Source organism: Pelovirga terrestris (assembly GCF_014773365.1).
GTDB lineage: Bacteria > Desulfobacterota > Desulfuromonadia > Desulfuromonadales > Geopsychrobacteraceae > Pelovirga > Pelovirga terrestris.
In genome coordinates this window covers 160335-172680 of the sequence record NZ_JACWUN010000006.1, presented here as the reverse complement: position 1 = coordinate 172680, position 12346 = coordinate 160335, and the positions used below count along the sequence as shown (strand labels likewise).

At 52.0% G+C, this 12346-nt stretch carries 15 protein-coding genes and 1 tRNA gene; 3 read left to right on the top strand and 13 right to left on the bottom strand.

Annotation, left to right across the window (positions count from 1 at the left end):
- Positions 1-46 precede the first annotated feature (46 nt).
- Positions 47-553 carry a GNAT family N-acetyltransferase gene (locus ICT70_RS15100; RefSeq protein ID WP_224746895.1) on the top strand — a complete coding sequence of 169 codons (507 nt, stop codon included), beginning with the start codon at positions 47-49 and terminating at the stop codon, positions 551-553.
- Positions 554-811: 258 nt separating this feature from the next.
- Here ICT70_RS15100 and ICT70_RS07250 read toward each other — a convergent pair whose 3' ends face one another.
- The 3 genes from ICT70_RS07250 to ICT70_RS07240 are packed head-to-tail and all read right to left on the bottom strand — an operon-like array spanning position 812 to position 2694.
- The gene (locus tag ICT70_RS07250) at positions 812-1423 is read right to left on the bottom strand and encodes a transmembrane anchor protein (protein WP_191154982.1); all 612 of its coding nucleotides are present in this window, start codon (positions 1421-1423) and stop codon (positions 812-814) included.
- A 38-nt stretch (positions 1424-1461) separates the two neighbouring features.
- Positions 1462-2175: a HupE/UreJ family protein gene (locus tag ICT70_RS07245; protein WP_191154980.1), complete on the bottom strand. Its 714-nt coding sequence runs from the start codon at positions 2173-2175 to the stop codon at positions 1462-1464.
- Positions 2176-2223: 48 nt separating this feature from the next.
- Positions 2224-2694, bottom strand: a complete 471-nt coding sequence (locus ICT70_RS07240; protein ID WP_191154978.1) for a hypothetical protein — start codon at positions 2692-2694, stop codon at positions 2224-2226.
- A gap of 194 nt (positions 2695-2888) precedes the next feature.
- Here ICT70_RS07240 and ICT70_RS07235 point away from each other — a divergent pair, with 194 nt between their 5' ends.
- Positions 2889-3239 carry a DUF3147 family protein gene (locus ICT70_RS07235; protein WP_191154976.1) on the top strand — a complete coding sequence of 117 codons (351 nt, stop codon included), beginning with the start codon at positions 2889-2891 and terminating at the stop codon, positions 3237-3239.
- Positions 3240-3456: 217 nt separating this feature from the next.
- On the opposite strand, the gene ICT70_RS07230 is transcribed toward ICT70_RS07235, so the two are convergent.
- From ICT70_RS07230 to ICT70_RS07220, 3 genes are all read right to left on the bottom strand, one after another.
- Positions 3457-3726 (bottom strand): hypothetical protein, encoded by a 270-nt coding sequence (locus tag ICT70_RS07230; protein WP_191154974.1) that lies wholly within the window; start codon positions 3724-3726, stop codon positions 3457-3459.
- A 241-nt stretch (positions 3727-3967) separates the two neighbouring features.
- A complete protein-coding gene (locus ICT70_RS07225) occupies positions 3968-4507 on the bottom strand; it encodes a hypothetical protein (RefSeq protein ID WP_191154972.1) in 540 nt (179 codons plus the stop codon).
- Positions 4504-4833 carry an ArsR family transcriptional regulator gene (locus ICT70_RS07220; protein WP_191154970.1) on the bottom strand — a complete coding sequence of 110 codons (330 nt, stop codon included), beginning with the start codon at positions 4831-4833 and terminating at the stop codon, positions 4504-4506. The genes ICT70_RS07225 and ICT70_RS07220 overlap by 4 nt, the downstream gene beginning before the upstream one ends.
- A gap of 600 nt (positions 4834-5433) precedes the next feature.
- Between ICT70_RS07220 and hisF the strand changes: the two genes are divergently transcribed.
- A complete protein-coding gene (gene hisF / locus ICT70_RS07215) occupies positions 5434-6195 on the top strand; it encodes an imidazole glycerol phosphate synthase subunit HisF (protein WP_191154968.1) in 762 nt (253 codons plus the stop codon).
- Positions 6196-6438: 243 nt separating this feature from the next.
- Here hisF and ICT70_RS07210 read toward each other — a convergent pair.
- From ICT70_RS07210 to flgG, 7 genes are all read right to left on the bottom strand, one after another.
- Positions 6439-6515 (bottom strand) — tRNA-Pro (locus ICT70_RS07210).
- Between the two features lie 88 nt (positions 6516-6603).
- Positions 6604-8316 carry an InlB B-repeat-containing protein gene (locus ICT70_RS07205; protein ID WP_191154966.1) on the bottom strand — a complete coding sequence of 571 codons (1713 nt, stop codon included), beginning with the start codon at positions 8314-8316 and terminating at the stop codon, positions 6604-6606.
- 284 nt (positions 8317-8600) lie between these two features.
- A complete protein-coding gene (locus ICT70_RS07200; RefSeq protein WP_191154964.1) occupies positions 8601-8915 on the bottom strand; it encodes a rod-binding protein in 315 nt (104 codons plus the stop codon).
- A gap of 88 nt (positions 8916-9003) precedes the next feature.
- Positions 9004-10113 carry a flagellar basal body P-ring protein FlgI gene (locus ICT70_RS07195; RefSeq protein WP_191154962.1) on the bottom strand — a complete coding sequence of 370 codons (1110 nt, stop codon included), beginning with the start codon at positions 10111-10113 and terminating at the stop codon, positions 9004-9006.
- 29 nt (positions 10114-10142) lie between these two features.
- On the bottom strand, positions 10143-10826 hold the full coding sequence (locus tag ICT70_RS07190; protein ID WP_224746886.1) for a flagellar basal body L-ring protein FlgH: 684 nt from the start codon (positions 10824-10826) through the stop codon (positions 10143-10145).
- Positions 10827-10828: 2 nt separating this feature from the next.
- Positions 10829-11548: a flagellar basal body P-ring formation chaperone FlgA gene (gene flgA / locus ICT70_RS07185; RefSeq protein ID WP_191154960.1), complete on the bottom strand. Its 720-nt coding sequence runs from the start codon at positions 11546-11548 to the stop codon at positions 10829-10831.
- Positions 11549-11560: 12 nt separating this feature from the next.
- Positions 11561-12346, bottom strand: coding sequence for a flagellar basal-body rod protein FlgG (flgG, locus tag ICT70_RS07180; RefSeq protein WP_191154958.1), 786 nt, complete (start codon positions 12344-12346; stop codon positions 11561-11563).

Sequence of the window (12346 nt, the reverse complement as noted above, 5' to 3'; positions counted from 1 at the left end):
CTTGCCTTTCTTATGGCAAGGAGCCCCTTGATATCCGCCAAGATAACTGAGGGGGCTCCTTTTTTATTCCCCCACGTATCTTGTCAAATATCTCTTATTTTTCCATCAATTTTTTTGGCCACGCTCAAGGACCGCTCGCCAGCACAATGACAAAGGGATCTCGCGCACCTTCGTTCTAGTAGATTCGGATGAGCCAGTGAAAATTCGGGGTTTTTTCACGCTAGTGGGCTGCGAGGTCGTGGCGACGGAACTGCCCCCCGAATATGCGAAGAAGTACCCGCGTAAAGCGCCCGCGGCAAAACTGGCTCGTTTGGCAGTGGCAAGGGATCTACAACGTCAAGGACTCGGTGGTCTCATGATGGTTGATGCCATGCGGCGCACCTTGGCCGTTGCCGAAAACATCGGGATCATCGGTTTTTTTGTTGACGCGAAGAACCAGGGTGCCCGCGAGTATTACGAACAGTTTGGCTTCGTCGTCCTACCCAACCGTCCGCTCGCCCTCTTTTTGCCGCTGGCCACGCTGGCTTCGGCGGTGGAGGCGCTTGACAAATGAGGGAGCCCGCCCACGATATACTAAAAGCAATGCCCCCGATTTGGTATCCGTGGGCGTTTCGTGTTCTATGGGTGGTGACAAATAAGAAACGCCCTCGATCTGGTGATTAAGAGCGTTTCTTATTCTACGAGGGTGATCGATAAGAAAGGAAAGCTTATTTTACCGTAGACCGTCGATGCCACCATGGAGCATGGCGAATTTCAAAAGCATGAATCAACATACCCGCAACCAACTGCGGGCATGTTGATTCTGCAAGAGTCAGATTGCCTCTTCGATATCAGCGTGTTCCCCTTCCACCTGCAGTGTGATTGTTACCGTTTTTGATGTCCGATTACGCCAAAACCAACCATGCTTTCCGTCAAACTCAGCGACAAGTTCTCCTTCCTCGCGTTGTGAGGTTCCTTTTTGCCAGCTCTTGTAATCGATCTTGAGCTTGACGGAATCGGAGTGACCATCAAAGTTAAGAGCGCCACCATCGGTGTACCAGAGATAGCGCGCCCGTTCCCCTTTGTTCAATGCCAATTTGATCTCTTTGCCCTCGTTGGGAACCAGGGTTAATTCCATGCTGTCCTTGCGCAGGGTAGTCACTGTTTCGACGGATTCCGCCACGCCTTGTTGGGTTGGTTTCGCGGGCAGAGTGGTTATGGGCGCTACGGTGTTCTGCTCCGCAACTTGATGCGCCAGGGAGGTTTTAATCTCTCCCATCTTGGTCAAGCCCAGAACACTGCCAACCCCGGTGGGATCAATGCCGTACTCGGCGGGTAAAATGGCGACAACCAGAAGAAATGCGGCCACTACGGCGGCCAGGATCGTTGACTTAATGAGCTTTGCGCTTGAGGGCAGATCTGCCGGATTCGGTGCATGCTGCATGGTATATATCCTTTTCTAAACGAAATGAGTTGGTTAATTCAGGCGACAACATAGCCAGTCAGCTGGTATCCCATGAGCAGAAAACCTCCCGTCATGAGCAGAACGTTGGCGTCGTAAGCATGGCGCATAAATCCCTCGGTGCGTCGCCAGTATCCCACGGCGATGAGGATCAGGCCCAAGGCCATCAGCTGCCCCACTTCCACACCCACGTTAAAGGCGATCAGGTTCGTCACCAGACCCTCAGCGGAGACTTCGTATTCCAGAATCTTGGTGGCTAGGCCGAACCCGTGAAAAAGGCCGAAGATCAGCGTGGCCAGCTTGGTGTTGGGTTGAAACCCGAACCAGCGCTGGTACGCACCCATATTGTCGAGAGCTTTGTATATAATGGACAATCCGATGATGGCGTCAATGAGATAGGCGCTGACGCTGATCTCCATCAGGACTCCGGCGATCAGGGTGACCGAGTGACCGACAGCGAACAGGGTGACGTAAAGGCCGATGTCCTTGAACCGGTAGAGAAAGAAAATAACCCCGAATAGAAAAAGAATGTGGTCGTACCCGGTGACCATGTGCTTGGCTCCCAGATAGATGAATGGCAGGGGCATAGCGCCGCTTATTTCCTGGATATATCCCTTGTCGCCTGCGGTCACGCCGTGGGCGAACACGTCAGCCGCTCCAACAAGAACCAGCGCCAACGGGAGAACACCCCACATCAGGCCACTCCCGGCCAGGTAGTTTTTGAACAATTTCATAGCGATCTTTCTGAAACAAAGGTTGTTTGGGTGAAGTAATTGAAAAAATCAGGAAAGAGGGACGCTGAACGGAGGGGCACGGGCAGGTGGACGCCCGGCGGTCAAGAGGCCATTCTTTTCTATGACATGCGAAGATGGAATACTGATGATTTCGGAGGGGGACACGCTGATGACCCGAGCACAGATGACTACGGGTATTTTTAATGTACTGTCACCATCCGTCTTGCCGCGAAGAGATTTCCAGCTGGGCTGATGTTTATACAAATGTGCTGTTTGATAAGGTGTATCATGGCTGTGTTCGCCGTGGTGTTCTGCATTGTCGTGATGACTGCCTGAAAAGCCGGACACAAAAGATTGGTATACGGAAGCAAGCTCCGTTTTTTCAGGACCATGTTGGTGATGCACATGGGAAGACTGCCAGAGTGACACGGCCAGGAAGACCACTACCAGCATCAGCGTCAGGAAGTGTTTTGTTGTCGTATGTCGAAGCAGAGAAGTCATGTTCACTATGGTCAGCATCGCACATTTCACATGCCAACGGTTATACAGTTTTTGGGTATTGCGTTACTATCTTTAGAAGCGCAACCTTTTCCCGAAGTGGTTTGGCGTCACAGCGAAAAAGGGTAATCTTAGTCTTTCATTATGTCAAACTGAAAACAAAGTGTAAAAATCAATAATGCGTCAACAAAGACCTTGAAAGGAGAGAGAAAAAGTTGAGTTACTATCTTGTAAAAATTGCAACAACGACATTACTGATTGTAGCTATTTCAGAAATTTCCAGGAGAAGCACCCTGGTTGGCGCCATACTGGCTTCGGTCCCCCTGGTTTCAGTGCTTGCGATACTCTGGATCTATATTGACACCAAAGATGTAGAGAGGATCAGCACTCTGGCATCAAGCGTGTTTTGGCTGGTCCTTCCTTCGTTGGCACTATTTTTTGTATTGCCGAGAATGTTGAAGCATGGATTGAACTTTTATCTGAGCCTTGGCCTGTCTGGTGCAATTACCGTAGTTTGTTATTTTCTCATGGTTTCAGTGCTGAGTCACTACGGGGTTAAATTGTAAAAAGCCACACATCAGCCACTTAACCTGGACGCTCCGACGTAAGACCACTGTCTGTTGGATACCAGCCTTGTTTATTGCCCCTGCTTTATTTCTGAATGTCTCAGGTATTGTGTCAGGGATTTTTGGCAAGTCAGAACCCACCAATCAAACCAATCCAAGAATCCCTGATGTTTAAGAACCCGCCCCTCCAGAGCAAAAAAATTAGTTGCTTCTGTGCTTACTTCCAATCACCTTTACTTTTTCCATCTTCTGGACCAATAAGAGAGTTGATCCCTTCGGCTAGAATGGTTCTTTTGGCTTCGACAAGAGCCTCTGAATCGGTATTAAATGTTTCGTTCCAGACTGATGAATTACCGTATTTGTCTTCGATCTCCAGAGTCCATGACGTCTCATTTTCTAGTCGGTATATTTCAACGCTCACCGTGTTGCCAACACTGGTGATGGGTTGAGATAACGGCGATTTTATGAGTTTTGGTTCCTCGTTCATTATCAATGACCTCGACATTTAGGAAATGCGTCCATTAACTTCCAAAAGATAACACAACAACTTCAAAACCTTCTCATAATTTATCTTACATTCAGATTCAGTGAAAAGCACCTCAGATGAACCATCATCTCACTTGGCCTGCATTACCGGAATGATCAGAAAGCTCAACGGTAGGATATTTCTTTACTGTTGATTGTGAGAGCCTTGCTGCCTTGCTTTACTCCAAGCAAACAGGCAGATATCACTGTCTTTCCTTCAGGAGGTCATGGAAAGAGTGAAACTTTTTTTCATATCCTTCTTTTAAAGACCACCGTTCGATTTCAGCAATGTCGATGTCAGAGGCATATGCGACAAGGAGAGCCTGTTCCAGGCACTGCTGATCATTCCAATGGAAATAGGCGGCCAATCGATCCTTGACGCAGTCTGTTGGAGATAACGCCGCCAACTCTCCCGTTTCAAAGCTCAACACGACAATTTTTTGCGGCGTTTCATCCCCTACTGCCAAAGGGCCGGCAGGAAACTCAAGAAAATACTGGGTCTCTGGGTGGGTAAAATACTTAGCCTCTTCCTGAAAACCGATCTCGGCCAAAACTTTTTTCAACTTGCGCCGCCCAGAGGATATGTTCTCGATAAAATCCAGGTCGTAAGACACGTACCGCCCTTCACTGTAGATAGCCACGCAGCCACCTCCAGAAAGAACTACGTCGATGCCATTTATTTGGAGATGGGTGCAGACGAAAGCAGCCAGCTCTCCCATGGTCATAGCGCGAATCTCTTTCACAGAGGTTTTCCTTTTCTTCGCGGCCGTTTTCTTACCATGACCAGCTGCTCACGTTCGCTGTCAGAATAAAAGGAAAGCGCTTTATCCAGCAAAGCTTTCAGCTCTTCAAGGAATGGATAGCGCGGGTTAAAAGCATAAAGACGCGTATTGCCAACCAAGCGACTGTAAAGTACCCTTCCGACCTCCAGATTTTCAAACTGGTTTTGAATCGATCGAAGATCTGCTCCGTAAAATTTGGCTACTTCTCTCGGGTAACCTTCTTCTCTGGCGAAAAGATATAAAAGAACCCTTTCTTTGTTGACGGTTCCAAGTAAAGCCTCAAGCATCCCGTCCTCCATTTTTGACGTGTATTGCTCACCTAAGTGACGTATGTATTCCATCAAATGACGTACTTTATCCGTCAATATACTTGATTGTAGCGGTATTTACAATAACCAGATTTGCCCATCGAATTGCAAAAAATGCTGATTGTGTTCGGGATAAGGATCAAAGGAATATCGACAGCAGTGTGTCTGAAAAATAGCGCAATACAGGAATACCCCGCCTGGATCGACAGACGGGGTATTCCTGTTCAATAAGTGGTGAGTTGTAGGATTTTTTATAGCCTCAACGATCAGGGTCACTTGTGCCGCTATCAAGCATTCCCTTCGGCCCGCCGGTTTGTTATTCTGTAACCCGTGGCCATCCTGAACCAGACGAACATCAAGCAAGTTTCCCGGCCAGAAATTAGAAATATCCTGTTGTGACAGTGAAATCAAGCGTCTGTGTGGAGCAATAGGTTCCGTGAAAGGGAATATCTCTGACGATGACTGATCGCCGACACATGGAACAGGTCGATGCCCTGCTGATTGGTGGCGATCGGCAAAGATAACAGCTCAATTCGACAAGTCGTCCCGGCAAAATAACATTCAAGCAGGAGGAACCCGATGGAAAGCGTTAAAATTATGCCTTGTCTCGACATGAAGGATGGTCGGGTGGTCAAGGGTGTTAACTTTGTCGATCTCAAGGATGCCGGCGATCCGGTCGAGAATGCCACCTTTTATCAGCAGGAAGGGGCCGATGAATTGGCCATGCTCGATATCGCTGCCACCCTCGAAAATCGTGGCAACCGTCTTGAATGGGTGCGCAATGTGGCAGCGGTTATTACCATCCCGTTAACCGTGGGTGGCGGCATCGGCAGCCTTAAAGATATCGAAGAAACCCTTGCCGCCGGCGCGGATAAAGTGTCGATAAACAGTGCTGCCGTCAAAAATCCGGCTCTGATCAGCCAGGCTTCAGCAAAATTTGGTTCCGAGCGGATTGTCGTTGCTGTTGATGCGCGGCGTAATGTGGAAATGCCGTCCGGGTTTGAACTGGTGGTCGCCGGCGGAACCAAGCCGGTTGGTAAGGATGCCATCGCCTGGGCACGGGAGTGTGAAGAGTTAGGGGCCGGCACCATTCTGCCTACCAGTATGGATGGTGACGGTACCCGCGCCGGTTATGATCTGGAATTCACCAGGGCGATTGCTGATGCGGTCAGTGTGCCGGTGATTGCCTCCGGTGGTGCCGGCACCCTGGAACACTTTTATGATGGAGTGGTAAAAGGGGGGGCTCAGGTGCTGCTGGCGGCGTCGGTGTTTCACTTCCGCACTTTTCGCATTTGTGAGGTGAAGGAGTATTTGCTGAGTCGTGGGCTGACAATGAAATAAAAGCAAAAAGGCCACCCCCACAGGAATGGCCTAAGTACTTGTTTTTAAATGGTCGGGGCGAGAGGATTTGCCCACTATGTCACCGCCATCACGGCAGTTCCTGCGTCGGCTCCCCTGCGCTCACTGACGCGACCATCCATAGCCGCTCATCTGACATCAAGTCAGCGTTCGCTTCGCTTCAAATCCCTCGCACCCTGCAATTTAAAAGGCACCTTCGGTGCGCAGGTGCCTTTTAATTTTGAATGGTCGGGGCGAGAGGATTTGAACCTCCGACCCCCTCGTCCCGAACGAGGTGCGCTACCAGACTGCGCTACGCCCCGACATCATTTCTCCATCCGGGTGTTTTCGGATGGACAATTAATTAGCACCCTTAATGGTCAAATGCAAGACTCTTTTACTGCGATTCGATCAGTGGATATAGTGGAAACTGAACTCAACAGAACAGCTCTTAGTGACCTCTCCGGTCGAGTAAGCATTGCCGATCCATGTACCTTGGGGGCAATCGCCATCCACGGTGACACTACGAGCATAACCAAAATCGGGTACCACGGTAAAACTGGCAGTGGCTCCGCTGGTCACCGAACGAATTGCCGTTGTGACAGTGCCACCGAACCCGGTGTTGGCGGTCACCGTATGTTCTTCGCCAATAGTACTGAAGCGTACAGTACAATGATCTCTGATTGGCCCGGTGGTGTACCTATCACCGCTCCAGCCGCCCCCCGCACAGGAACCACCAATTGCGCTGTTGATACGGTGCCCGACGTCTGCTTGAACCCGAAAACTGGCGTTACCACCGTCAGCAATCGTCTGACGCATCGGCGCAACCTGACCCCCACCATCGACAGTGGCGTTGACCGTGTAGCGGGCAGAAACAAAACTGAAGCTGACATGACAATCGCTATGAACATCTCCCGTACTATATCGGTTACCACTCCAGGAACCAACGGCGCAGGTACCACCTGCGGAACGGTCAACACTGTAGCCACTCTGGGGATTAACAGTAAATTCAGCGCGATTGCCCCGATTGACAACTTGGACTGCCGGACTGACACCTCCCCCTGCACCTGCGACGGCACTAACTGTGACATTGCTGACCAGCGGAGAAAAAGCAAAGTCGATGGCACAATTATCCGTTATAATTCCAGTAGTGTATGTGTTTCCACCCCAGCTTCCCCCCGGGCAATTACCACTGACTTGTTCAAGCGAAACATAGCCGGCATCGGGTTGCAGATTAAAACTGGCGCGCGAACCGCCGGCAACCTGACGGTTCGTCGGAGTGACCTGCCCGCCCCTGCCGGCACTGGCGGTGACGGAACGTTGCGCTGAAAAACCGATGGTGACCGTACAGTCGCGGTTGATGGCGCCGATAGTATACAGATTGCCGTTCCAACTGCCTTGCGGACACGTGCCACCGACGGTACTGCTTGGAACATAACCGGAATCAGGAGAAACGGTAAAACTAGTACCGGACCCGCTGACAACCGACTGCCTGGCAGGTGTCAGGGTGCCACCGCTACTTGCCGTGGCGGTTACGCTATGGAGTCTGGGGAATTCAAACTGAACGGCACAGTTGCCACTGATCATCCCGGTGGTATAGGTGTTGCCATTCCAGGAGCCGGACGGGCAGTCGCCGCGGACTGCTGTGCTGATGATATGACCTGGATTGGGGACGACGTTAAAACTGCCGGTTGATCCGCTGGTGACAACCCGGTTTGGTGGATCGACCTGTCCCCCCCGGGGCGCTGCTGCCGTGACAACGTGGGATGACGAATAAAATCGAAAACTGACGGTGCAGTCGGCGTTGATCGCACCGGTAGTATAATGATTGTCTTTCCAGGTTCCACGCGGGCAATTGCCCCCAACCAGGGAATCGAGTACCCGGTAACCGGCTTCCGGCTGGACGGTGAAGGTCATAGTGGCACCCGCACGTACCGTTCGTTGTGTCGGCACAACCTGACCACCGCGGGCAGCCGTCGCAGTAACCTGGTAGTCTGAAGCCAAGACCGTGGCGCTACCCCAGGAACCACCCCCAACAGGGGCTAGCAATAGCAACATCAGGCCGGCGACTGTTGTGAATAGCCGTTTGTGCCAGCTGTGTTTGATCGGAATGACGTTCATCATGCAATATCCTCAAAGATAACCATTTACCGCCACACCAGGACACGGCAAAAGAGGCCCTTACCGCTCCCCATTGTGACAGAATGAATCCTCATTTCGGAAGATGAAAATATATCAATTTCACGGTTTACTCAAAGAAAAATTGATAAAGATTGTATTTTTGTAATAATTTTTCGGCCCCAACTTCTCTCACCCGACAATTCCTTCCAATCCACACCAACAAAAAAAGCCCGGGCAAATGCCGGGCACAACAATCATCTACTGTTATTTTTTGTGGGTATTAACGATCAATCAATCTGTTGCAGTTGCTTTAGCATCATCTCTGCCAGACCAATCCCGCCCTGGCGGGCAGTAGCTTTGGCTACTTCGAGATCCTGCATCTGGATAAAAGTATCTTCGGCATTGGTGCGCGGAATCAGGCCATCATCGGGGATGGTGTTGCGCATTTCTTTATACATCTGCTGAATAAAGATCGCCTCAAATTCCTGCGCCAGCTCTTTCAGCCGGGCTGGATCCTGCTGTCCACCCCCTTTGGCCGTGCGGGGCGCACGGGTAACCTGCCCCACAATGTGCGCCGTATCAAAACCGTGATTAATGTCCATAAAATCGTCCGTTGTCTGCCGCTTCGCGGCGTCCATCGCTATGCGATGTCATTTGTCCCACTCCCCACTCCCCACTCCCCACTCCCCACTAAAGCACCACCAGATCGGCATACAGGGCTCCCGACGCCTTAATCGCCTGAAAGATGGCGATCAGATCGCGCGGCGTGGCACCGATAGCATTGAGGGCCGAAGCGACATCACCAATACTCACACCCTGCTCCATCACGACCAGATTCCCCATCTCTTCAATCACTTCGATCTCGGTTTCCGGGATCACCACCGTCTGCCCTTCCGACAACGGAAGAGGTTGGGAGACCCTGGCCGATTCACTGATCACCAGACTGAGATTGCCGTGGGAGACGGCCACTGTCGAAATCCTGACACCTTCACCCATGACGATGGTGCCGGTGCGTTCATTGACAACAATCCGCGCGATGGTATCGGGAGTAATCCGCAACTGCTCAACCTCGGAAACAAAGGCGACCACATTGTCGCGAAATTGCGGCGGGACCTGGATTGCCAATTGTCCGGCGTCAAGTGAGCGCGCGAGTGAGCTGCCAAAATGCTGATTAACCGCATCACGCATACGGGATACCGTAGTGAAATCGGAATTTTTCAAACGATAATTGAGGTTATCTGTGTCACCAAAGACGTAAGGGACTTCACGTTCAACAAAAGCACCACCGGGAATCCGTCCCGAGGTCGGATGGTTTTTCTGAACCGTCGCCGCCTTGCCGCCAAAAGCCAGGGAGCCTACCACCAGCGGTCCTTGAGCCACGGCATAAACATTGCCATCAGCGGCATTCAACGGGGTCATCAACAAGGTTCCCCCAGCCAGGTTGTCAGCATCACCAATGGACGACACGCTGACATCAATGGTACTACCGGCGCGGGCAAAAGGAGGCAGTTCGGCCGTAACGATCACCGCGGCAACATTATCCACCTTGACCAGCGCCGGATTCACTGCCACCCCCAGACGTTCCATCATATTAACCAGCGATTGCACAGTAAAGCGGGTACCGGCACTATCGCCGGTACCGTCAAGGCCGACGACCAGACCGTAACCCACCAGCTGGTTTGCCCGTACTCCTTCAAGTTGAGCCAGTTCCTTGATGCGTGAGGCTTCAGCGTTCACTGCCAGAAACATGCCCGACACCAGCATCAGCGCGATAAGTAATTTGGTCGTAAGATTTGTCATGGTGATACTCCTGTCGATTGCTGCCGGCGCTAAAAAGGCCAGACCTGATCCAGAACCTGAACCAGCCAGCCCTGCTGTTGCTTATCACTGATGACCCCTTTGCCAACGTAGGAGATACGGGCATTGAGAACATTCTGTGAATCAACCAGATTACGGGCGGAAACATCGGACGGCCTGACGATACCGGATAACTGCACAATCTGCATCTCGCGGTTGACCGTGACGGTTTTGTTCCCTTCGATCCGCAGGTTGCCATTGGGCAGGATTTCCACCACCTGGGTCGTCAGGGTCGCAGTGAGAGCTTCTTTACGCTCGGTTTTACCACTGCCGTCAAACTTGTTGCCGGCGTTGGCGTTAACGATGCTGGAGGGACTACCGCCAATAAAATCGCCAATGTCCGTTTCCAGACCAAAAAGGTTGGTGATCCCGGCCGACATAGTACTGTTACGCCCGGTCTGGGTTTTGGCTTCCTTGCTGGCACTGGCATTTTCGGAAATCACCACGGTAATAATGTCACCGACGGTGTTGCCCTTCATGTCAGCAAAAATCCCGCCTCGGCTGGTTGTCCACAGTGAACCTGCGGTCTGCGGTGGTGCCGGTTCTGAAATCACCGGGGCAATCGGCTCCACCTCGGCCAGATCGACGGATTGGCCCGGCATGGCACAGCCACTGACAAGGAGTAATACGACAATCCACAAGAGATGTTTTAACATAACTATAACTCCACTCTGACCAGCCCGGGGGCAACGACCCGGCTGATCACTTCGCGGGAAGAACCGGTATTGATCACCTTGATCGATTCCCCTTCACGCCCGTCCTGGCGCGCTTCACCAACCGCCGACAGGGTCATTCCGGCATGTTGAACTTCAATAACCACCCGCTCACCGCGCTTGATCAGGGGCGGATATTCCATCTGCTGAGCCTGCAGTGGTTCCCCTAAACGGACGGTCCGCTTGACGACTTTACCGACGGCATCGGCACTGTTGAAAATCGGTTCCGCCAACCGTGAAATATCCTGCAGGCGCATCTCGATCAGGTCCTCGGTGAGCATGGTGCCGCGTCGCAGCCCCTCTTTCGCGACAGCAATCTCAGCCATGGCTTCGATCTCGATCCGGATCGACTGATTGCTGACAATCTGGTCATCAACCCGGGTCATGATCGACATCCGGCGGCTACCAAGCACGCCGGGACGCGACGGCAGTAACTGATGCTCGATCCGCCCCATCGGCACCCTGTAGGGTGAAGGAAACTGCACTCCGGTAAGCCGCAGTTCAACCTGGGGCAACAGCGCGGACTGTTCGGCCAGAAAATCATCGAGAATCTGTTGCATCTCCTGATGATCGATGACCACATGGGTTGTCTCGCCGGCGCTGACCGGGTTCATCCCAAGCAGCAGCAGGACGATGGTCAGCAGGGTGAGCATTTGATGTCTCATGTTACATCCTTATCAGCGAACCAGCTGGCTGGTAATCGACAGCATCTCGTCTGCGGTTTTAATGGTTTTGGAATTGACTTCATAAGCACGCTGGCCGGCGATCATGTTGACCATCTCTTCCATGATGTTAACGTTAGAGCCTTCGAGAAAACCCTGAGACAAACTCCCGAAACCAGCCTCTCCGGGGGTTCCGGCAATAGGGGCGCCGGTCGTCGGGGTTTCGGAATAGAGATTGCGGCCCAGACTTTTCAATCCTGACGGATTGCCGAAGCGGATCAATTCAATGACACCGACCTCGGTGGGAGTGCTTTCACCATCAAGTAGGACATCAACCGTGCCGCCACTGCCGATGGCAATACTGGTCGAGCCTTCGGGGATAACGATTTCGGGAATCAGCGGGAAACCGTCAGAAGTTACCAGTCGGCCGGTACTGTCCTTTTTTAACGCTCCTGAACGGGTGTAGGCGTCCGTTCCATCCGGCAGAATCACCTGAAAAAAACCCGGCCCCTCAATCGCCACATCGAGTTCACTCTCGGTCTGAACAAAGTCACCGGAGGTAAAGACTTTCTGCACGGCCGCAACCCGTGATCCCAGGCCGATCTGGATGCCGGTGGGAACCTCACCTCCATCAACGCCGGCACCGGCAGCGCGGGTGGTCTGATAGAGGATATCCTGGAAATCGGCCCGGCTTTTTTTAAAGCCGGAACTGTTGACGTTGGCCAGGTTGTTGGCGATAACATCCATGTTGGTCTGCTGTGATTGCATACCGGTCGCGGCGGTCCAAAGGGCTCTGATCAT